The sequence below is a fragment of the Halomonas mongoliensis genome (assembly GCF_052496345.1).
On the sequence record NZ_CP199288.1, the window covers coordinates 3299341 to 3320841 of the forward strand.

The 21501-nt window shown below is 67.6% G+C and carries 19 protein-coding genes; 9 read left to right on the forward strand and 10 right to left on the reverse strand.

Annotation, left to right across the window (positions count from 1 at the left end; all coding sequences use genetic code 11):
- Positions 1 to 72: 72 nt before the first annotated feature.
- The 5 genes from ACRYRV_RS15475 to ACRYRV_RS15495 form a co-directional block, all read right to left on the reverse strand.
- A complete protein-coding gene (locus ACRYRV_RS15475) occupies positions 73 to 1989 on the reverse strand; it encodes a bifunctional diguanylate cyclase/phosphodiesterase (RefSeq protein ID WP_444984536.1) in 1917 nt (638 codons plus the stop codon).
- Between the two features lie 33 nt (positions 1990 to 2022).
- Positions 2023 to 2730, reverse strand: a complete 708-nt coding sequence (locus ACRYRV_RS15480; protein WP_444984535.1) for a transglutaminase-like cysteine peptidase — start codon at positions 2728 to 2730, stop codon at positions 2023 to 2025.
- A gap of 100 nt (positions 2731 to 2830) precedes the next feature.
- The gene (locus tag ACRYRV_RS15485; RefSeq protein WP_444984534.1) at positions 2831 to 4015 is read right to left on the reverse strand and encodes a cation diffusion facilitator family transporter; all 1185 of its coding nucleotides are present in this window, start codon (positions 4013 to 4015) and stop codon (positions 2831 to 2833) included.
- A gap of 13 nt (positions 4016 to 4028) precedes the next feature.
- Entirely contained in the window at positions 4029 to 5201 is a 1173-nt protein-coding gene (locus ACRYRV_RS15490; protein ID WP_253443101.1) for a 1-acyl-sn-glycerol-3-phosphate acyltransferase, read from the reverse strand.
- Positions 5202 to 5206: 5 nt separating this feature from the next.
- Positions 5207 to 6133 carry a recombination-associated protein RdgC gene (locus ACRYRV_RS15495; protein WP_309637589.1) on the reverse strand — a complete coding sequence of 309 codons (927 nt, stop codon included), beginning with the start codon at positions 6131 to 6133 and terminating at the stop codon, positions 5207 to 5209.
- A gap of 176 nt (positions 6134 to 6309) precedes the next feature.
- Here ACRYRV_RS15495 and ACRYRV_RS15500 point away from each other — a divergent pair, with 176 nt between their 5' ends.
- The 8 genes from ACRYRV_RS15500 (at position 6310) to ACRYRV_RS15535 (ending at position 17337) form a co-directional block, all read left to right on the forward strand.
- Positions 6310 to 6729, forward strand: a complete 420-nt coding sequence (locus ACRYRV_RS15500) for an acyl-CoA thioesterase (protein ID WP_253443095.1) — start codon at positions 6310 to 6312, stop codon at positions 6727 to 6729.
- A 121-nt stretch (positions 6730 to 6850) separates the two neighbouring features.
- On the forward strand, positions 6851 to 9565 hold the full coding sequence (gene gyrA, locus ACRYRV_RS15505) for a DNA gyrase subunit A (RefSeq protein ID WP_309637588.1): 2715 nt from the start codon (positions 6851 to 6853) through the stop codon (positions 9563 to 9565).
- A 17-nt stretch (positions 9566 to 9582) separates the two neighbouring features.
- The gene (gene serC / locus ACRYRV_RS15510) at positions 9583 to 10686 is read left to right on the forward strand and encodes a 3-phosphoserine/phosphohydroxythreonine transaminase (protein WP_444984533.1); all 1104 of its coding nucleotides are present in this window, start codon (positions 9583 to 9585) and stop codon (positions 10684 to 10686) included.
- Positions 10687 to 10688: 2 nt separating this feature from the next.
- Positions 10689 to 11780, forward strand: a complete 1092-nt coding sequence (gene pheA / locus ACRYRV_RS15515) for a prephenate dehydratase (protein ID WP_253443090.1) — start codon at positions 10689 to 10691, stop codon at positions 11778 to 11780.
- A 3-nt stretch (positions 11781 to 11783) separates the two neighbouring features.
- Positions 11784 to 14159, forward strand: a complete 2376-nt coding sequence (locus ACRYRV_RS15520; protein ID WP_444984532.1) for a bifunctional prephenate dehydrogenase/3-phosphoshikimate 1-carboxyvinyltransferase — start codon at positions 11784 to 11786, stop codon at positions 14157 to 14159.
- The gene (cmk, locus tag ACRYRV_RS15525; protein WP_309637585.1) at positions 14156 to 14863 is read left to right on the forward strand and encodes a (d)CMP kinase; all 708 of its coding nucleotides are present in this window, start codon (positions 14156 to 14158) and stop codon (positions 14861 to 14863) included. Before ACRYRV_RS15520 ends, cmk begins: the two co-directional genes overlap by 4 nt.
- 178 nt (positions 14864 to 15041) lie before the next feature.
- Positions 15042 to 16718 (forward strand): 30S ribosomal protein S1, encoded by a 1677-nt coding sequence (gene rpsA, locus ACRYRV_RS15530; protein ID WP_253443077.1) that lies wholly within the window; start codon positions 15042 to 15044, stop codon positions 16716 to 16718.
- A 241-nt stretch (positions 16719 to 16959) separates the two neighbouring features.
- The gene (locus ACRYRV_RS15535; RefSeq protein ID WP_253443075.1) at positions 16960 to 17337 is read left to right on the forward strand and encodes a histone-like nucleoid-structuring protein, MvaT/MvaU family; all 378 of its coding nucleotides are present in this window, start codon (positions 16960 to 16962) and stop codon (positions 17335 to 17337) included.
- A 79-nt stretch (positions 17338 to 17416) separates the two neighbouring features.
- Here ACRYRV_RS15535 and ACRYRV_RS15540 read toward each other — a convergent pair whose 3' ends face one another.
- A complete protein-coding gene (locus ACRYRV_RS15540) occupies positions 17417 to 18220 on the reverse strand; it encodes a helix-turn-helix domain-containing protein (protein WP_253443068.1) in 804 nt (267 codons plus the stop codon).
- 256 nt (positions 18221 to 18476) lie between these two features.
- On the opposite strand from ACRYRV_RS15540, the gene ACRYRV_RS15545 reads away from it, so the two are divergent.
- Positions 18477 to 18770, forward strand: a complete 294-nt coding sequence (locus ACRYRV_RS15545; protein ID WP_444984531.1) for a hypothetical protein — start codon at positions 18477 to 18479, stop codon at positions 18768 to 18770.
- A gap of 32 nt (positions 18771 to 18802) precedes the next feature.
- Here the strand turns inward: ACRYRV_RS15545 and ACRYRV_RS15550 are convergent, their stop codons facing one another.
- Genes ACRYRV_RS15550 through queC form a run of 4 tightly spaced genes read right to left on the reverse strand, consistent with a single transcriptional unit; the run spans position 18803 to position 21382 of the window.
- Positions 18803 to 19096: a YkgJ family cysteine cluster protein gene (locus ACRYRV_RS15550; protein ID WP_253443064.1), complete on the reverse strand. Its 294-nt coding sequence runs from the start codon at positions 19094 to 19096 to the stop codon at positions 18803 to 18805.
- 11 nt (positions 19097 to 19107) lie between these two features.
- Complete coding sequence (locus ACRYRV_RS15555) at positions 19108 to 19953, reverse strand: 6-pyruvoyl trahydropterin synthase family protein (RefSeq protein ID WP_444984530.1); 846 nt, start codon at positions 19951 to 19953, stop codon at positions 19108 to 19110.
- Complete coding sequence (queE, locus tag ACRYRV_RS15560) at positions 19953 to 20645, reverse strand: 7-carboxy-7-deazaguanine synthase (protein ID WP_309637582.1); 693 nt, start codon at positions 20643 to 20645, stop codon at positions 19953 to 19955. The genes ACRYRV_RS15555 and queE overlap by 1 nt, the downstream gene beginning before the upstream one ends.
- The gene (gene queC, locus ACRYRV_RS15565) at positions 20645 to 21382 is read right to left on the reverse strand and encodes a 7-cyano-7-deazaguanine synthase QueC (protein ID WP_253443059.1); all 738 of its coding nucleotides are present in this window, start codon (positions 21380 to 21382) and stop codon (positions 20645 to 20647) included. The genes queE and queC overlap by 1 nt, the downstream gene beginning before the upstream one ends.
- Positions 21383 to 21501: the final 119 nt, after the last annotated feature.

Here is a 21501-nt window from a genome sequence, read left to right on the forward strand (position 1 = left end):
GCTGGGAATAGTCAGCCTCTCGACAGCGCCTCACATCTGATGTGAGGCGCTGTCGTTTTGGCGGGCCCTCGGTCAGGCCGGCCTGTCGTGCTGGCGAACACCGGGACCGGTAGTGCCGTCCATGCCCAGTTCATGGAGCAGCTCGGCCTCCTGGAGACTGTCGACGCCTTCGGCGATGGCCAGGATACCGATGGAGTGGCAGAGGGTGGCCATGCCGCGCAGGATGGTCTGCTGCTCGGGGCTACGATCGACCCCCTTGACCAGGGAGGCGTCGATCTTGAGATAGCCAAGGCCCAGCTCCTGCAGGTCGGAGATGCGTCGGAACTCGCGGCCCACATGCTCCAGGCCCAGCTTGCAGCCATAGGGCTGCAGTTCGCGACACAGGCTGCGGAAGCTCTCCAGGTCATGCAGGGCGACGGACTCAGGGACTTCCAGCCACAGCTTGGCGGCGGCTTCGCGGTGGGAGTGGACCAGGCTGCGCAGGTCGAGGGCAAAGCGGGCGCTGCGGATCGAAGCGGCGGAAAGGTTGATGCCGAGTGGCTTGCCGTGGTGGGAGATCTCCTTGAGGGCTTCCCGGGCCACGGCCATGTCCAGGGCGGTATCTAGCCCCAGCATCGAGACCCAGGGCATGAAGACACCGGCCGGGCGCCACTCGCTCTTGAGGCGCAGGCGGGAGGGGCACTCCAGGTGCAGCAGCCTGCCGCGGGCATCGAGCACCGGAAAGCGGCCGAGGTAGACGCCACCCTGAAGCGCCTCGTCGAGGGCCTTTCTCCATTCGGCGTGGCTGTTGAAGAGCGGCAGGCGCTGGGCGCCTTCGGCCACCAGCTGGGCGAGGTCGCCGCGGTTCTCGGCAGTGGCCAGTGCGCCGTCCAGGCTGGCGAGGAGAGCAGCCGGCTGGTCGTCCTGGGAGTAGGCAATAAGGGCCGAGGGCAGTCCCAGAGAGAGCCGCTCCTCGTGGCTCTGTAGGGCACCCAGCCGCTGGGTGAGCTCCTGGCCCAGGGCGCTGGTATCGACTCGGCCCGGCACCAGCAGGGCGAAGTCGCCGCCACCGAGACGCCCCGCCACGCCGTCGCCGCTCACCTTGCCGAGCTGGTCGAGCATCTGGCCCAACGACTTGAGCAGGTGGTCGGTGTCAGCGTGGCCGACGCGCTCATTGACCTCGCCCAGTCGCGCCAGGCGCACCATCGCGAGGGTGCCGCTGGCTTGGCGGCTGCTGCTCTCCAGCATTGCCCGCAGCTGGGACAGGAAGGCGTCACGATTGAGCACGCCGCTCACCGGGTCGTGCTGCAGGCGCTGTCTGAGTACGTCGAGCCGCTCGCTTTCGCTGCCCAGCATGTCGTGAACGCTGCCGGAGAGCTGGTTCATCGCCTGGACCACTTCCTTGAGTTCCCGGGTCCGGGGCTCCGGGGAGGTGGTAAAGCGGCGGTTGCCGATGTCCTGTGCCTGGGCCACCACGGCGCGCAGCGGGCGGCGAATGGTGCGCACGATCCAGGCGGCAAGCAGCAGGCTGATCACGCCGGCCAGGGCAAACCAGCCCAGCAGCGACAGAGTGCTGCGCCACAGCGTCTGATAGGCGAAGCTGTGGTGGGTGGCGACGGTGAGGGTGCCGTACTGCCGCCAGCCGTCCTGGATCACGGCCCGGCCGGGAGGCACGTCGAAGCGGACCAGGTCGACGAACCAAGCCGGCACGTCGGTTACCGAATCGGCGCCCTGGCGCAGGTCGATCACCTCACCCTGGGGGTCACGAAGCTCGATCAGCCGGTAGTGGCCGGTGTCGAACTGGGCCGCGATCAGCAGCCCAAGCGTGACCGGGTCCTTCTCCATCTGGCTCATGGTCAGCGCCAGGGCGTTGGCATTGTCGCGATTCTTGATCTCCACTTCCTGTTCGATGTAGTGGCGGCTGGTGGTCACGCCGATGAAAAGGCTGCCGCCGAAGGCCAGCAACAGCAGTACCACGATGGTCAGCCAGAGCTGCTTGATAAGCGACATGTCGTTGCTCTCCCCACGGGTACGAAGCCCGAATCAGATGAAACCCTGCTCCCGCATGCGGTCGAGCACGCTGCGCCAGCGCGATAGCCGCGCCAGCGGGTCGGCGCGGGACTCGGTGCCGCCACCGGCCCAGAGTCCCTGGCTGTTGAAGCTGAACAGCGGATCCAGGTCGGTGCGCTGGGCGGCCGGGGTGATCGAGGGCACCAGATTATCCAGGATCAACGGTTCGGCCGCCGGCGTCTCGTACCAGCCCAGCACCATATGGGCCTGGGTGATCTGGCTGCGGCCGATCCGTGCCCGCACGTAGATCATGCGCAGCTGCTGCCCCGGCACGCCCAGCTGCTTTAGAGTGATGTACTTGGCGATGGAGTAGTCCTCGCAGTCGCCCTGGCCGCGGCCCATGGTCTCCAGCGGCGTGGCCCAGAAATCCTCGCGGCCCCAGTTGTCGATGTCGTCGACCCAGCGTACCCGGCGGTTGAAGAAGTTGTTGACCTCCCGCAGCTGGTTCTGCAGCGGTGCTGTACGCAGCTGGTCGAGCAGCCTGAACCACTCCTCCAGGGTATTGAGTCCCTGCTGCCCATAGAGGCGCTGCATGCTCTGGCGCAGCCGCGCTGGGTCGAGACTCGCCGTGGCAGGCCCCGGGCGCAGCCCCAGCGCACTCGCCAGCAGCAGGGCGCCGAGGCCCGCCACGAAGCGGCGACGGCCCGGCGACGCCAGGGGAGGCGGTGAGGAGGGTGACATGGCGGGGCTCGGATGGATCGGCGTTTACTGAAGTCTAGGCGCAGGCGAGGCCTAATGCGAATGCCTCATTGGGCTCATCCCCTGACGCAGGGCGTCACGCTCACCCCTTGCCAGGGCCCTGCCAGACGCGCAGGCGACCGACCCAGGTAAGGTCGCGGCAGGCATCGCGCAGCTCGTCGGCGGCCTGGCTCAGGCTCTGCCCTTCGGGCAGCTGGTCGATGAAGACGGAAACATCCACCTGGTTGTCGAGATAGTGCAGGTCCAGGGCGACCCGGGCCTGCCAGGCGGGCACCTCCTGCCAGGTCCGCTCCAGCATGTCCTCCACCTCGCCGCGCAGGGGCAGGCCGGGGCGCAGGCTATGCTCGGTCTCGCCGGCGTCATCCTCGGGGTCGATATGAAAGGTCACATCGGCCAGGGTCGGGAAGGCTTCCCGTAGTCGGCGGCTCGCCTGGTTGCCGATCTCATGGGCCTCGGAGACGGTGACCCGAGGGGGCACGACGATATGCAGGTCGAGCACCGCCTGACTGCCCAGGGTGCGGGTGCGCAGGTCGTGTACGCTGCGCACGCCAGGCACCTCCTCGGCCGCCGCCTGCATCTCGCGGCGCTCCTGCTCGGGCAGGGCGGTGTCGATCAGCTCGCGGCTCGACTCCCAGAGCAGCCGGCCGCCCACCTGGCCCACCATCACCCCCACCACAATGGCGGCCACGGCATCCATCCAGCCGGCGCCGAACTGGGCGGCGATCAGGCCCACCAGTACCACCACGGTGGAGAGGGCATCGGAGCGGGAGTGCCAGGCGTTGGCCTCCAGCAGGCGGGAGTTGACCCTTCTGGCGACCCGCATGGTGTAGCGGAAGATCCACTCCTTGGCGGCCAGGGCGATCACGGCGATGCCGATGGCCCAGAGGCCCGGGGCGGGAATCGGCTCGCCGGAGACGAGTCGGCTGAGGCTTGCCCAGGCGATGCCGCCGGCCACGAAGATCAGCACGCCGCCGAGCCATAGGGTGGCCAGGGTCTCGATGCGGCCGTGGCCATAGGGATGGTTGCTGTCGGGCTCCTGGCGGCCGAAGTGGGTGGCGGCCAGCACGAAGAGGTCGGTGAGGATATCCGAGAAGGAGTGGATGCCGTCGGCCACCAGGGCGGCGGAGCCGACCATGAAGCCGGCCACCATCTTCGCCACGCCCACCACGAAGTCGATCACCGCCCCGATCAGGGTGACCTTGTGGGCTTCCCGGGTCTGGGCGCCGCGATCGGAAGGCAGGTGGTGATGGCCGTGGGCGTGTGCCATGGCGTCCTCGCTGTCAGGAAGGGATGCAGCCGGCCTTGTGGCGTACCGGGTTGGCGTACTGGGCCAGCCACCAGTCGCGCAGCTCCGCCGGAACCTGCTGCAGCCGCGCCTGGAAGCGGGCGCGGTCGGCGTCGCTGATCGCCGCGCGGTCCACCAGCTCCGGGGCATCGCCCAGGGCCTCCAGGGCCAGGTAGTGGCTCGGGAAGAGGTGGTAGCCGGTCAGCACCTGGCGGTCGATCTCGGCGGCCGCGGCGTCGGGACTGTCGAAGTCGGCGGTGAGCGGCGTGCCGACGCAGAGCCGCACCCGGCCCTTGTGTCCGGTGATGCCGGCGACGATGGACTGGATATCCTCGAACTGGCTCTTCTCGTAGTTGCCGCTGGTGTGCAGGGCGTGAAGCTCCCGCGCCTTCTGCACATCGCAGGGATCGTACTCGTAGCTGATCGAGACCGGCACCAGGCGCAGTTCGGCGATCGCCTCGCCGATGGGGACGTCGCGCTGCTCGGCGCGGCGGGCCATGGTCATCATCTTGATGATGGCCGGGTCGGTGCGGTCGATGCCGTCCTTGGCGCGCCCCTCCCGTTGCGCCATCCAGATCGAGTGGTTGTCCACGGTGATGGAGTGGCGGATATAGCCCGAGAGCTGCTGGTAGGCGGCCAGCATGGCGCGCTTGCCCCGGGCGCTGCGCGGCACGATGAAGCTCTTGTTGAGCCGCATCAGGTCGGTGACATAGGGCTTCTTGAGCAGGTTGTCGCCGATGGCGATGCGCACCGTGTTGCGGCCGGCCTGGTAGAGGGCGTAGTTGACGAAGGCCGGATCCAGGGAGATATCCCGGTGGTTGCCGATGAAGAGGTAGGCGGTGTCGCCGTCCAGGGCGTCGAGCCCCTCGACCCGGAAGTCATCGGTGGTGGTGCGGATCATGCGCGCCATGTAGGAGGCGATGCGCATCTGGAAGTCCTGGACGCTGGCCACGCCACGCACCTCGCGGCGAATGGCGAGGCTGGCCAGGGTCCGCGACAGGCTGGGCATGAAGCGCGACAGTCGCGGCAGCCGGAAGCGGGTGAGGGCGTCGAGCAGCTCCGGGTCGTGAGCCAGGCGTGCGAGCACCTCGGCAACCTCGTCATCCCGATAGGGGCGGATCTCCGCCCAGGGGTCGGCGGGCAGGGCGTCGGTAGTCTGGTGGGTCATGGGGCTCATTGGTCAGGGGTTGCGGTGCCGGCCTCGCCGCCCAGCCAGGCGATCAGGCGTTCGATATTCTCGCCCAGGGCATCGGCCATCAGCACGAAATCGGTTTCCAGGCGCAGTACGGCGTCGTCGCCGTCGTCGGCGGCGTTGGCCTCGTCGATCAGGGCGTCACCGAAGCGCAGCGACTTCAGGGCCAGGTCGTCGTGCAGTACGAAGCTTAGTCGCCCCTCGATTTCCAGGGCCAGCTTGCTGGCCTGGCGGCCGCTCTCCAGCAGCTGCTGGATCTCGTCGCTGTCCAGATCCACTTGGCGGGCGCGCAGCACGCCGTCGTCGCCCTTGGCCTTGAGCTCGACCTGGTCGCCCAGCACCAGGTCGGCCGGGCGCGTGCCAGGATCGACGAGCCACTGGGTCATGGCGCGCATGGGCAGGGTCTGGCTGGCCAGGGGCGTGACCTTGAGGCTGCCGAGGGTCTCGCGCAGCAGGTCGAGGACCTCCTCGGCGCGGGTGCGGGAGCTGGCATTGATGCCGATCAGCTTGCGGCGGGTGTCCCACCAGAGGTCGAGCTTCTGGCTGCGCACGAAGGCCCGGGGCAGCAGCTCCTCGACCACCTGCTCCTTGAGGGTGATCTTCTCCTGGCGGCGCAGCTTGCGCCCCTCTCGGGCCTCCAGCTCGGCCGTGCGCTCCTCGGTCTCCTCGCGCACCACGGCGGCGGGCAGCAGGCGCTCCTGGCGCAGGGCGCTGAGCAGGCGCTGGCCCTGCAGCTCATGGAGCCGGGCGGTGCCGGCGCGGCCCGCCGGCGCCGTCCAGCCCAGGCGCCGCGGATCCTGGCTGCCCAGCGGACGGGCGGCGTGTTCGGCCATGGCCTCCTCGAGGGTGGCGGCGTCCAGCGTCGGCGCGTCGTGCAGGCGGTAGAGGTGCAAGTGCTTGAACCACATGAAGCAAATCCCGGGGCAAAAAGGATGGCCATTATCCCCGAAGGGGGGCGGGGGTGCCAGCGCCGGTCGGGTGTGAAACGGGTGTTTGAAATTATGGCCTGCGGTTGCCAGAATTCCCCGGTGCTCGCCGCAGCCGCCGGCTGCGCTTTTCATCGACTCGCCAAGGAGTTTTCCGCATGGATTCCCGACTCTCCACCGCTCGCCTGCGGGTGCGCGGCTATCACCTCGACGGCTACGGCCACGTCAACAACGCCCGCTACCTGGAGTTTCTCGAGGAGGGGCGCTGGGGCTACTTCGATGATCGCCCGGCCCTGGCACGGCGTCTGATGCGAGGGGATGTGGCCTTCGTGGCCGTCAACCTCAATATCGACTACCGGGCGGCGGCGGTGGCCGGCGATGACCTCGAGGTGCGCACTCGGCTCTCGGCGCTGGGCGGTCGCAGCGCGAAGATGTCCCAGGAGATCGTCCGGGTCCGCGATGACGCCCTGGTGAGCGCGGCGACCCTCACCTTCGTGCTGCTGGACGTGGCGACCAATCAGGCGCTGTCCATCGAGGGCGAGATTCGCGAGCAGCTGGAGCCCCTGGTGATGGCATAGGTGGGCGCAGCCCAGCTGCCTTTGCACTCTCCGGGGTGGTATGATGGTGCGCTATCATGGCGCCCGCGGCAACGCCGGAGAGGGCGGCCAACCTCTTGCAGTGCAAAGGATTCGACGACCCATGGGTGACATCGCCAGAGAGATTCTGCCAGTCAACATCGAGGACGAGCTGAAGCAGTCTTACCTCGACTACGCGATGAGCGTGATCATCGGCCGTGCGCTGCCCGACGTGCGCGATGGCCTCAAGCCGGTTCACCGCCGCGTGCTGTTCGCCATGCACGAACTCGGCAACGACTGGAACAAGCCCTACAAGAAGTCCGCCCGTGTCGTGGGTGATGTCATCGGTAAGTACCACCCCCACGGTGACAGCGCCGTCTACGACACCATCGTGCGCATGGCCCAGCACTTCTCCATGCGCCACGTGCTGGTGGACGGTCAGGGCAACTTCGGCTCCATCGACGGCGACAGCGCCGCTGCCATGCGTTACACCGAGGTGCGTATGGCCCGGCTGGCCCACGAGCTGCTGGCCGACCTCGAGAAGGACACCGTCGACTGGGTCGACAACTACGACGGCACCGAGCGCATCCCCGATGTGCTGCCCACCAAGGTGCCCAACCTGCTGATCAACGGCTCCTCCGGCATCGCCGTGGGCATGGCCACCAATATCCCGCCCCATAACATGGGCGAGGTCATCAACGCCTGCCTGGCGCTGATCGACGACTACACCCTTACCGTCGACGATCTGATGGAGCACGTGCCGGGCCCGGACTTCCCTACCGGGGCCATCATCAACGGCCGTGCCGGCATCCTCGAGGCCTACCGCACCGGCCGCGGGCGGATCTATGTGCGCGCCTGCCACACTATCGAGCATGACGACAAGAGCGGCCGCGACCACATCATCGTCAATGAGCTGCCCTACCAGGTGAACAAGGCGCGGCTCATCGAGAAGATCGCCGAGCTGGTCAAGGACAAGAAGATCGAGGGCATCGCTGAGCTGCGCGACGAGTCCGACAAGGACGGCCTGCGGGTGGTGATCGAGACCAAGCGCGGCGAGTCGGGCGAGGTGGTGGTCAACAACCTCTTTGCCCAGACCCAGCTGCAGACCGTCTTCGGCATCAACATGGTGGCCATCGAGAACGGCCAGCCGAAGATCATGAACCTCAAGGAGATCCTCGAGGCCTTCATCCGCCACCGTCGCGAAGTGGTGACCCGGCGCACCCTCTTCGAGCTCAAGAAGGCTCGCGAGCGCGGCCATATCCTCGAGGGTCTCACCGTCGCCATCTCCAACATCGACGAGGTGATCGAGCTGATCAAGGCCTCGCCGAACGCCGCCGAGGCCAAGCAGAAGCTGCTCGCCCGCAGCTGGCCGCCGGGGCAGGTGACCGCCATGCTCGAGCGCGCCGGTGCCACCTCCTGCAAGCCCGAGGAGCTGGAGGAGGGGTTCGGCCTCAACACCACCGGCAGCGAGTATCGCCTGTCGCCGGCCCAGGCTCAGGCCATCCTCGAGCTGCGCCTGCACCGCCTGACCGGCCTCGAGACCGAGAAGCTGCTCGACGAATATCTCAATATCCTCGAGAAGATCGCCGAGCTGATGGCAATACTGGCCTCCAGCGAGCGCCTGCTCGAGGTGATCCGCGAGGAGCTGGTTGCCGTGCGCGACCAGTTCGGCGACCCCCGTCGCACCGAGATCCAGGCCAGCCACCTCGACCTCTCCATGGAGGACCTGATCGCCGAGGAGGACATGGTGGTCACGGTGTCCCGCTCCGGCTACGCCAAGACCCAGCCGCTCTCCGACTACCAGGCCCAGCGCCGGGGCGGGCGCGGCAAGTCGGCCACCGCCATGAAGGACGAGGACGTCATCGAGCACCTGCTGGTCGCCTCGACCCACGATACCGTGCTGCTCTTCTCCAATCGCGGCAAGGTCTACTGGCTCAAGGTCTACGAGATGCCGGCGGCGAGCCGCGGCTCCCGCGGCAAGCCGCTGGTCAACATGCTGCCGCTGGAGGAGGGGGAGTCGATCAACGCCATCCTGCCGGTGCGCGACTACGACCCCGAGCACTATATCTTCTTCGCCACCGCCAAGGGCACGGTGAAGCGCACCAGCCTGGAGCAGTTCTCCCGGCCGCGCAGCGTGGGCCTGATCGCCATCGATATCGAAGAGGATGACCGTCTGATCGGTGCGGCCATCACCTCCGGCTCCGACCACGTCATGCTGCTCTCCTCCAACGGCAAGGCGATCCGCTTCGAGGAGGGCAATGTCCGCGCCATGGGCCGCACCGCCCGCGGCGTGCGCGGCATGCGCCTGCTGGACGGCGCCGAGGTGATCAGCCTGATCATCCCGCAGAGCCAGCTGATTGACGCCGAAGCCGATGTGGAGAGTGGGACGGAGAACGGGGCCGAGAGCGATGCGGCGCCGGGCGCCACCGTCGAGGCCGGCAATGGTGGCCAGATCTATATTCTTACCGCCTCCGAGAACGGCTACGGCAAGCGCACTCGCCTGGAGGAGTTCCCGCTGCGCGGCCGCGGCGGCCAGGGCGTGATCGCCATGCAGACCAGCGAGCGCAACGGCGCCCTGGTGGCGGCCATGCAGGTCTACTCCAGCGACGAGATGATGCTGATCACCGACCGCGGCACCCTGGTGCGCACCCGGGTCGATGAGGTTTCCATTACCTCCCGCAACACTCAGGGCGTGATGCTGATTCGCCTGGGCAACGACGAGAAGCTGGTCAAGACCGTGCGGATCGACGAGCCGGGCGACGCTTCGCCGGGCGACGCTGCCCCCGAACTTGATGCCGACGACGGTGAGGATGCCGCCGCGCCGGACGCCGAGGATTGAAAAGGAAGACAACGCCGATGACACGCCACCATAATTTCTGCGCCGGCCCGGCGGCGCTGCCCACCGCCGTGCTGGAGCGGGCGCAACGCGAGATGCTGGACTTCCGGGGCCGCGGCCTGTCGGTCATGGAGATGAGCCACCGCTCGCCGGAGTATGTCGCCATCGCCGAGAAGGCCGAGGCGGACCTGCGCGAGCTCCTGGCTATTCCGGCCAACTACAAGGTGCTCTTCACCCAGGGCGGGGCCACCCAGCAGTTTGCCGCCGTGCCCTTTAACCTGCTCGGCCCCGGCGGACGCGCCAGCTTCGTGAACACCGGCATCTGGAGCAAGAAGGCCATCGCCGAGGCGCGTCACCTCTTCGGTGATATCCATATGGCGGCCAGCAGCGAGGCCAATGGCCATACGGCGGTGCCGCGCCCCGAGGAGATCCTGCTCGCCAACGACACGGCCTACCTGCACTACACCGCCAACGAGACCATCGGCGGGCTGGCCTTCGACTACATCCCCGAGGCCGTGCGGCCCGATGGCAGCGAGGCGCCGCTGGTCTGCGACCTGTCCTCGACCATCCTCTCCGCTCCGCTGGACGTCTCCAGGTTCGGCGTCATCTATGCCGGCGCCCAGAAGAACATCGGCCCCGCCGGCCTGGTGGTGGTGATCGTCCGCGACGACCTGCTCGACCGCGCCCGGGACGACATGCCGTCGCTGTTCGGCTACCAGGCCCTGGCCGAGGCGGGCTCCATGATCAACACCCCGGCCACCTACAGCTGGTACCTGGCCGGACTGGTCTTCGAGTGGCTCAAGGAGGACGTCGGCGGGCTGGCGGCCATGGAGGCGATCAACGCCCGCAAGGCGGCCAAGCTCTACGCCGCCATCGACGAGAGCGACTTCTACGCCAACCCCATCGCGGTAGCCAACCGCTCGCGGATGAATGTCCCCTTCGTGCTGGCGGACGACCGCCTGGACAAGGCCTTCCTGGCGGAGGCCGAGCAGGTCGGCCTGCTCAACCTCCAGGGCCACCGCAGCGTGGGGGGCATGCGCGCCAGCCTCTACAATGCGGTGCCGGAGGCCGCCGTAGACGCGCTGGTGGACTTCATGAGCGACTTTGAAAAGAGAAGGGGCTGAGGATGAGCGATTCCCCCATCGATCTCGATGCGCTGCGCAACCGTATCGATAACCTGGACAGCGAGCTGCTGCGCCTGATCAGCGAGCGCGCCGAGTGCGCCCAGCAGGTGGCCCAGGTCAAGACCGCCGAGGACGCCGATGCGGTCTTCTACCGGCCCGAGCGCGAGGCCCAGGTGCTGCGGCGTATCATGGCGCTCAACAAGGGGCCCCTGGACAGCGAGGAGGTCGCCCGGCTCTTCCGGGAGATCATGTCCGCCTGCCTGGCCCTGGAGCAGCCCATCAAGGTGGCCTATCTGGGCCCCGAGGGCACCTTCACCCAGCAGGCGGCCCTCAAGCACTTCGGCGAGAGCGCCATCAGCCTGCCCATGGCGGCCATCGACGAGGTGTTCCGCGAGGTGGAGGCCGGCGCCGTCAACTACGGCGTGGTGCCGGTGGAGAACTCCACCGAAGGGGTGATCAACCACACCCTGGACTCCTTCATGGACTCCAGCCTGAGCATCTGCGGCGAGGTGGTGCTACGCATCCACCACCACCTGCTGGTGAGTGAGACCACCCGCCAGGACAAGGTCTCGCGGATCTACTCCCACCCCCAGTCCTTCGCCCAGTGCCGCAAGTGGCTCGACGCCCACTACCCCCAGGCGGAGCGGGTGCCGGTCTCCTCCAACGCCGAGGCGGCGCGCCTGGTCAAGACCGAGTGGCACAGCGCGGCCATCGCCGGCGACATGGCCGCCAAGCTCTACGGCCTGACCCGCCTGGCCGAGAAGATCGAGGATCGCCCGGACAACTCCACGCGCTTCCTGATCATCGGCAACCAGGACGTGCCCATGTCCGGCGAGGACAAGACCTCCATCGTGGTGGCCATGCGTAACCAGCCCGGCGCCCTGCACGACCTGCTGGAGCCCTTCCATCGCCACCAGATCGACATGACCCGCCTGGAGACGCGCCCGTCGCGCAGCGGCGTGTGGAACTACGTCTTCTTCATCGACTTCAAGGGGCACCGCGACGAGCCCCGGGTCGCCGCAGTGCTGGAGGAGGTGCGCCTGCGCGCCGCCGAGGTGAAGGTGCTGGGCTCCTACCCGATCGGCGTGCTCTAGGCCGTGGCGTCGACAGTAAAGCGGCCGGTCTCCGAGCCGCGCATCCTGATCGTCGGCCTTGGGCTGATCGGCGGCTCCCTGGCCGCCGCCCTTAGGGCCGCCGGCTTCGGGGCGGGTCAAGAGCCTTCCGCCGGCTTCGGGGCGGCTAAAGAGGGCGCCGCCGGCTTCGGGGCGGGTAAAGAGCCTTCCGCCGGGTTCGGGGCAGCACAAGAGATCGTCGCCTGCGACCCGGACCCCGGCGAGATCGCTCGGGGCGTGGAGATGGGCCTGATCGATGGCGGTGCCACCGAGCTCTCCTCGGTCATCGAGGGAGCCTCGATGGTCGTGCTGGCGGTGCCGGTGCTGGCCATGCGCGGCGTGATGGTCGAGCTGGCCCGCCACCTGGACCGTGCCGCGCCGGATGTCGTGATCACCGACGTGGGCAGCACCAAGGCCGCCATTCGCGACTGCGCCCTGGAGGCCTTCGGCCGGGTGCCGCCCCGTCTGGTGCTGGGGCATCCCATCGCCGGCTCCGAGAAGAGCGGTGTGGCGGCGGCCAACCCCGAGCTCTACGTCAACCACAAGGTGATTCTCACCCCGGAGCCGGATACCGACCCCGTGGCCCTGGCCCGGGTGCGTACGATCTGGGAGGCGAGCGGTGCCGAGGTGCTGGAGATGGCCGTCGAGCGCCACGATCAGGTGCTGGCCCGCACCAGCCACCTGCCGCACCTGCTCGCTTTCTCCCTGGTGGATACCCTGGCGCGCCAGGATGAGCGGCTGGAGATCTTCCGCTACGCCGCGGGGGGATTTCGCGACTTCACGCGCATCGCCGGCAGCGACCCGGTGATGTGGCGGGATATCTTCATCGCCAACCGCGAGGCGGTGCTCGCCTCCCTGGATGACTTCGAGGCGGGCCTGGCGCGGCTGCGCCGGGCCGTGGAGGGCGGCGACGGTGACGCCATGCTTGCCACCTTCGATCGCGCCAGCCACGCGCGCCACTACTTCGAATCCCTGCTCAACAAGACCAGCTATCAGGCGGAATATCAGATGCAACAGCAAGGCAAGCTGCGCTATCGGGTGAGCCCCGGCGGCAGCGTGACCGGGCGCATTCGCGTGCCCGGCGACAAGTCGATCTCCCACCGCTCCATCATGCTCGGGGCCCTGGCCGAAGGGGTCACCGAGGTGAAGGGGTTCTTGGAGGGGGAGGACAGCCTGGCCACCCTGCAGGCCTTCCGCGAGATGGGCGTGGCCATCGAGGGCCCCCACCAGGGCCGGGTCACCATCCACGGGGTGGGCATGCACGGCCTGAAGGCGCCCTCGGGGCCCCTCTACGTGGGTAACGCCGGCACCGCCATGCGCCTCTTCGCCGGGCTGCTGGCCGGTCAGGCCTTCGATACCGAGCTCACCGGCGACACCTCCCTGACCAAGCGTCCCATGGGGCGGGTGGCCGACCCCCTGCGCCTGATGGGCGCGGTGATCGATACCGCCGAGGGCGGTCGCCCGCCGCTGCGCATCCACGGCGGCCGTGCGCTCAAGGGCATCACCTACGATATGCCCATGGCCAGCGCCCAGGTGAAGTCCTGTCTGCTGCTGGCCGGGCTCTACGCCGAGGGCGAGACCCGGGTGCGGGAGCCGGCGCCGACCCGCGACCACACCGAACGCATGCTGGCCGGCTTCGGCTATGAGGTCCAGCGCGACGGCGATACCTGCTGGCTCTCCGGCGGCGGCAGGCTCACCGCCGCGCCCATCGACGTGCCCTCGGATATCTCCTCGGCCACCTTCTTCCTGGTGGCGGCGGCGATCACCCCTGGGGCCGACCTGGTGCTGGAGCATGTCGGCATCAACCCGACCCGCATCGGGGTGATCAATATTCTCAGGCTGATGGGGGCCGATCTGCGCCTCGAGAACGAGCGCGAGGTGGGCGGCGAGCCGGTGGCGGACCTGCATATCCGCTATGCGCCCCTCAAGGGCATCGACATCCCGGTGGAGCAGGTGCCCCTGGCGATCGACGAGTTCCCGGCGCTCTTTATCGCCGCGGCCAATGCCCGGGGCACCACGCGCCTGCGCGGCGCCGAGGAGCTGCGGGTCAAGGAGTCCGACCGCCTGCAGGCCATGGCCGACGGCCTGGCCGCCATCGGCGTCGAGCACAGGCTCTATCCTGACGGCATCGATATCGTGGGGGGCGGCAATGCCGAGGGGCCAAACTACGGCGGCGGGCGCATCGACAGCCTCGAGGATCATCGCATCGCCATGTCCTTTGCCATTGCCGCCCTGCGCGCCGGTGACGAGATCGTGATCGATGACTGCGCCAACGTGGCGACCTCCTTCCCGGGCTTTATCGACCTGGCGCGCCGGGTCGGGATGGCTCTCGAGGAGGAGCGGGCCGAGGAGGGCGCATGAGCGATACCCACCAGACTGGCCGCGAGGCGCCGGTGCTGACCATCGACGGCCCCGGCGGGGCAGGCAAGGGCACCATCAGCCGCCTGGTCGCCGAGCGCCTGGGCTGGCAGCTGCTCGACTCGGGCGCCCTCTATCGCCTGACGGCCCTGGCCGCCGGCAAGCACGGCGTAGCCCTGGAGGACGAGGCCGGCGTGGCCGAGGTGGCTCGCCGCCTCGACGTGGTCTTCGTGGCCGAGCGCGAGGCGACTCGCATCCTGCTCGAAGGCGAGGAGGCGACCACGGTGATTCGCACCGAACAGGTGGGCGACGCCGCCTCCCGGGTAGCGGCGCTGCCGGCGGTGCGTAACGCCCTGCTGGACCGCCAGCGGGACTTCCGTCAGCCGCCGGGCCTGGTCGCCGACGGCCGCGACATGGGCACCGTGGTCTTCACCGACGCGCCGTTGAAGATCTTCCTGACGGCCAGTGCCGATGAGCGGGCGCGTCGCCGCCAGCGTCAGTTGCGAGAGGCGGGCGTGGATGCTAGTCTATCGAGTCTTCTCAAGGAGATTCAGGCGCGCGATGCACGCGATATGCAGCGCAGCGTGGCCCCGCTCAAGCCGGCCGATGATGCCATCACGCTTGACACCACGTGCCTGACGATACCGGAAGTGGTGGATCGGCTGACGGAGCTGCTGACCGAACGCGGTCTGGCGCCCGCCACCTGACACTCCCTTGCGGCGTCCCCGGCAGTATGTGATGACGTGGCCCGGCACCGATTGCCGAGAGCCGAGCCAGGTCGAACCAGCGCCAACATCTCCGGGGGCATGGTAAATAAGGCCCGCACTCGCTGGTGGTGCGGAGGAAGCGGCATGACCGCACTAACGTTGATCACGTAGGAACACCATGAGCGAAAGCTTTGCTGAACTGTTTGAACAATCTCTCCAGGACATCAACATGGAGCCGGGCGCCATCGTCGCGGCTACCGTCGTCGACATCGAGGGTGACTGGGTCACCGTCAATGCCGGCCTGAAGTCCGAAGGTCAGATCCCCGCGGCCCAGTTCCGCGACGACAACGGCGAACTGAACATTGCCATCGGCGATGAAGTTCACGTTGCTCTGGAGGCCGTCGAGGACGGTTTCGGCGAGACCCGCCTGTCTCGCGAGAAGGCCAAGCGCGCCGAGGCGTGGAAGGTCCTGGAAGCCGCCTTCGAGAAGGACGAGATCGTCAAGGGCGTGATCAACGGCAAGGTCAAGGGCGGTTTCACCGTCGATGTCGACTCCATCCGTGCCTTCCTCCCGGGTTCCCTGGTCGACGTGCGTCCGGTGCGCGACACCACGCACCTCGAGAACAAGGAACTCGACTTCAAGGTCATCAAGCTCGACCCGAAGCGCAACAACGTGGTCGTTTCTCGTCGTGCCGTTCTCGAGGCCGAGAACAGCGCCGAGCGTGAGGCCCTGCTCGCCACCCTGCAGGAAGGCCAGCAGATCACCGGTATCGTCAAGAACCTGACCGACTACGGCGCCTTCGTCGACCTCGGCGGCGTCGACGGCCTGCTGCACATCACCGACATGGCCTGGAAGCGCATCAAGCATCCGAGCGAGATCGTGGCCGTGGGCGACGAGATCAACGTCAAGGTGCTGAAGTTCGACCGCGAGCGCAACCGCGTCTCCCTGGGTCTGAAGCAGCTGGGCGAGGATCCCTGGGTCAACATCAAGGATCGTTACCCGGAAGGCACCAAGGTGCACGCCCGCGTCACCAACCTCACCGACTACGGCTGCTTCGCCGAGCTGGAAGAGGGTGTCGAGGGTCTGGTCCACGTCTCCGAGATGGACTGGACCAACAAGAACATCCATCCGTCCAAGGTGGTTCAGGTCGGTGACGATGTGGACGTCATGGTCCTGGATATCGACGAGGAGCGTCGTCGTATCTCCCTGGGTATCAAGCAGTGCACCGCCAACCCCTGGGAGACCTTCAGCGCCCAGTACAACAAGGGCGATCGCGTTGCCGGTACCATCAAGTCGATCACCGACTTCGGTATCTTCATCGGTCTGGAAGGCGGCATCGACGGTCTGGTGCACCTCTCCGACATCTCCTGGACCGAGACCGGCGAAGAGGCCGTGCGTTCCTTCAAGAAGGGCGATGAGGCCGAGGCCGTGATCCTCTCCATCGATCCTGAGCGCGAGCGCATCTCCCTGGGTATCAAGCAGCTGGATACCGATCCGGTCGCCGAGTTCCTGGCCGTCAACGACAAGGGCTCCATCGTCACCGGCCGCGTGGTCGAGGTCGATGCCAAGCAGGCCCAGGTCGAGCTGGCGACCGATGTCGTCGCCGTGCTGAAGGCGTCCGAGATCAGCGCCGACCGCGTCGAGGACGCCCGCAACGTCCTGAACGAAGGCGACAGCGTCGAGGCCCGGATCATCGGCGTCGACCGCAAGAACCGCCAGATCGCCCTGTCCGTCAAGGCCAAGGACCAGGACGAGACCCGCCAGAACCTGAAGAAGCTGCGCGAAGAGAGCGTCGAGAGCGGTGGTCCGACCACCATCGGCGACCTGATCAAGCAGCAGATGGGTCAGGACTGATCGGAAGCGTCTTTCCGAGCGTCAAGACCGCCGCCCCTCGGGGCGGCGGTTTTTTTATTTGGCTGTCTCTTCACTACTATTTGGTTTGTTGCGTTGAGGCGTCGGGGCTAGAAGGTAAATCAAGTTTGATCGCGAGTTGCGGTGAATAGAAGTCTCCTCCAGACTATTGCAAGATATAACTCTTTCGATAGATAATGCTCTTCGCATCCCGTTTGTTATCTCGAAAGAAGGAATCACGCCAATGTCCCTGCTCAATGAATACATGCAGATGGAACAGCAGCTCAAGCAACTCCAGGCCAATATGGAAAAGCTGCAGAATGATCAGCGCCTCCAGGCTGAGCTCGAGTTCAAGGAGCGTCTTGAGGCGCTGATGAAGGAGTTCGACAAGAGTGCCGCCGACGTGCTGGCGCTGCTGGACCCCAAGCCGGCCGCAGCGGCGCCCAAGGCGGCTTCCGCGCCCTCCGGTACACGCCGCAAGCGCAAGCTGAAGATCTACAAGAACCCCAATACCGGCGAAGTCGTCGAGACTCGCGGTGGCAACCAGAAGACCCTGAAGGCGTGGAAGGACGAGTTCGGCTCCGACACCGTGGAGTCCTGGCTGGTCCGCATCGAGGAGTAAGGGCGGGGGCAGTGCCTCGGCTGAACGCATGACGGCGCCCTTTGGGGCGCCGTCGTTACAGCCGATTTTCGGACAGCGCCTAGGACCCGGCCAGGGGGAGCTGCAGCTGCAGGCCGTCTGCCGCGGCGACCAGTCGAATGGCGTCGCCGCTGTAGTGCTCGCCAAGTTCGGGCAGGGTGGCGGCGAGCAGGCTCTCCAGGGTCGTTGCCAGCGCATCGACCTCGGGTAGTGGCAGGCAGGCGGAGCGGGTGCCGGGAAGCGTCAGCAGGCGCAGCGACGGCGGCATGGCCAGGCCGCTGGCCTGTAGGGGGTCGATCAGCACGCCCAGGTCCAGCTTGGGCAGGCAGCAGTCACTGGCGGTGTCATGGAGCAGGGCAATGGCGGCGGTATCGACCGGCACCCCCTGGGGAGGCGCCTCCTCCCACAGCGCCCGAGGCCAGGCCTCGGGCGGCTCCAGCTGCATCGGCGGCACATAGCAGCGTGTCACCACGGCCGTACAGGGTGCCAGAGTGCGGATATCGGGGACGGCCCCGAGCCCTGCGGCCCTGGGCCGCTTCCCCCTGGCCTGGTGGGCGTTGCGATATTCCCGTGGGCTCTGCCGGTAGCGGCGCTGGAAGGCGCGGCTGAAGGCGGAGTGGTTGGTGTAGCCGCAGCCCTCTGCTACCTCGCGAATGCTGTGCGGCGTGTAGGCCAGCAGTCTGGCGGCTTTCTCGAGTCGCAGGTTTTCGCGATAGCCGCTCGGCGAAAACCCGAAGCACTGGCGGAAGCGGCGCCTGATCTGGGAGCTGGAGTAACCCAGCCGCTCCGCCAACTCCTCGATGCTTTGACCGCTCTCGAGGGTCTCCTGCAGCCAGATCTCTGCTCGCATCATCTCGTTGAACATTGTCTGGCCCCTTCCTTGCGCGGTGGTTCCCGGGCCGGCGCGGGTTGCCGTCTGGGGGTGGTGCCAGAACAGGCAAGCGCCAGCCTTCTTCTCTTTATGCAGGCTAACCGTTGGCAAAGGCAAGTTTGGAAACGCACATTGCGCGCTGGAGCACAGTGGCAGATGTAAAAATTGGCTAAAGCTTCGCCGTTCAAGGGGATGGCGGTATAATCCCGATATTGCTTTTACGCCCCCTTCCATGAACGACCGGTAACTGATGAAACAACAGACTCACCGCAAGCCGATGGATGAGCGCGAGAAACTGCGCAAGTTCCGCGAACTCGATGACGCCTTTGCGGAGGCGCTGCGTGGACTCGATGATCCCGCGACTCAGGCAAAGATTCCCGTTGGCCCACCGGTGGCGTCGCCGCCTGCCGATGTGGAGAGCGAAGCGGCGCGTCAGCAGCGCTTCGAGGAGCGCCTTCAGGCGCTGATGCAGGAGTACCATCAGCCCGCCGAGCAGGTGGTCCACCTGGTTCAGCTCCTGCAGCAGCAGGGGCGCATCGCCTGACTCTCCCCGGCGCCGACGCTCCCTGGATCCCGTCAGCGCGTTGCCAGCTCCAGCGCCGCGATGCGCTCCAGGGCCTCCTCCCGGTGGCTGCCGCAGAGGGCCTCGTCGAAGCCGAAGCGCGCGCAGAGCGCCGGGCGAGACGGGTCGCCGAACAGCCGACACAGGTTTCCGTCATCCAGCTGGACGCAGCGCACCCCGGCCGGCTTGCCTTCCGGCATTCCGGGGATTGGCGAGTGGATGGAGGGCGCAATGCAGCAGGCCCCGCACCCCGGGCGACAGCCCTCGGCCAGGGCCGCCGGCTGCTCCGCTGCGCCCGACGCGCTCATGGCTCCCCCTCTCATGGCTCCCCCCGGGCGAAGGCGCCCTTGTCGACCCCCTCGAAGGCCTGGACCCGAGTGGCCTCGCCGGTTTCCCGGCTGATCTGCTCTGCCAGCCAGGCGGCGATATGCTCCACGGTGGTGGGAGTGGGAAGGACCCGGCAGCGCTCGGCGGGCAGGCGAATCACGAAGCTTCCCTGAGGCGCACGGTAGCGAGCCGTCAGCGGACCGGCAGCGCCGGCGGGTGGCGCCTCGGCCAGGTCCTGGCGGTCGACCAGGTAGCAGTCCGCCAGGCGCCTGGCCCACTCTGCCTCCAGGCCGGGCTGGCGGCTGCCGCCCTGCCAGATATGCAGGCGGGAACGGTGGCCGTGGGCGATGCGCTGGCAGTTGCCCGCATGGTGCCTGAGGCCGTGGCTGTAGGTATAGGAGGCGCCATCGATGGCCTCCTCCTGCAGGGTCAGCCGCAGGGCGCTGACCCTGGGCGGCAGGCGTCGCGACAGCTCCCCTGCCAGGTGCTCGGCCAGCCGTTCGGAGGAGATCTCCGCCCAGGGCAGCAGGGTGAAGGCCTGGCGGGGGCCGCGGACCTCCATGGACCAGGGCAGCCGTGTCTGGATGGAGAGCCCCTCCTGGCACTCCGCGACCTCCACGCCGGGCGCGCGGGTCGGCACCAGCAGGGTGTGGTCCACGCCGGCATCCAGGCGCTGCTTGACCCAGGGTTTGACCTCGCCGAAGTCGAAAAGCATGCCGTCCTCGCCGAGTTCGCCATCGAGCTCCAGGTCCACCTGCCAGCTGGCCCCGGTGAGCCCGCGTTGCGGACACCAGAGGGAGACGTCGAGGTGGGTAAGGCGGTTGACGAATAGCGTCATCAGTCGATCCCCGTGATCTTGTGGGTCTGCAGCGACAGGCGCCACCCTGGGTGGGCCAGGCAGTAGGCGACGCTCGCGGCCATGGTGTCGGTCGTGGTGGCGGCGATGGCGTCGTCCGCCGGTCTGGTGCGGCGTCCGCTGGCACCGGTATCCATGGGCTGCAGGAAGAAGTGGTCGAAGTCGAGTCGGGCGAAGCGTTCCGGCGGCGCCTCTGGCTGGGGATAGACCAGCTTCAGTTCGTTGCCGGCGGTGATGGTCAGGGCGCTGGCCCCCTTGGGGCTGACGCAGAGCCAGTCGATGCCGGGCGGGGCGGGGAGGGTGCCGTTGGTCTCCACGGCGACCTCGAAGCCCCGCGCCTGCATGGCCTGGATCAGGGCCTCATCGAGCTGCAGCAGCGGCTCACCCCCGGTGAAGACCACATAGGGCGTGGCGCCCTTCACACTCGGGCCGTCCTGATCCGGCCAGAGTGCCGTCAGGTGCGCGGCCAGCGCCTCCGCGGTGGCAAAGCGCCCGCCGTTCTGGCCGTCGGTACCGAGGAAATCGGTATCGCAGAAGGTGCAGGCCGCCGAGGCGCGGTCCTGTTCGCGGCCCGACCAGAGGTTGCAGCCCGAGAAGCGACAGAAGACGCTGGCGCGCCCCGCCTGGCCGCCTTCTCCCTGCAGGGTGTAGAAGGCCTCCTTGACGTGATACATCAGGATTCTCCGGCCGGGGGCTGAGGCGCGTCGGCGGCGGATGCGGGCCGCTCTGAATAGCCGAGGGGGTCGGTCGCCCCGTTGGCGGCAAAGGCCGCCAGCCGCTCGCGACAGCTGCCGCAGCGCCCGCAGGCCAGTTCGCCTCCTCGGTAGCAGGTCCAGGTCTTGCCGTAGTCGAGCCCCATGGCCAGGCCGTCGGCGAGGATCTCCGCCTTGCTGGCGCGAAGGTAGGGGGCGTGGATCGCCACCGCCTCGAAGTTGGCGATGCCCGCCACGGCGTTCATCGCCTCGACGAACGCGGGCCGGCAGTCCGGATAGAGCACGTGGTCGCCGCCGTGGGCGCCGTAGTCGACCCGGCCGGCGCCGATATTCACCGCCTTGGCGATGGCCAGCGAGAGCAGGATCATGTTGCGGTTGGGCACCACCGTGGCCGTCAGGTTCTCCTCGCCGTAGTCCCCCTCGGGCAGCTCGCGGGCGCTGTCGGTGAGCGCCGAGTTGTCGATCAGGCCGTGGATGGCACGGATATCCACCACCTGGTGGGGCACGCCGAGTTCGCGGCAGACGCGCTCGGCTACCTCGAGCTCCCGGGCGTGGCGCTGGCCGTAGTCGAAGGAGAGGGCGTGGACCTCGAGGCCCTCGCTCAGGGCGCGGTGCAGCACGGTGTAGGAGTCCATGCCGCCGGAGTAGATCACCACGGTGGCGGGGGCGCCGGCCGTGGAAGAAGCAGAAAGGGTCATGTTCAGGCTCTGGTCGGAGAATTTGTCGCGCCGCAGCGCGGCGTTCCGGGGTCCGGTCCGGAAGGGGACATAGTCTACTTGACACCGGGTAAGCGGGAAACCTGCCGGGACGCCAGGGG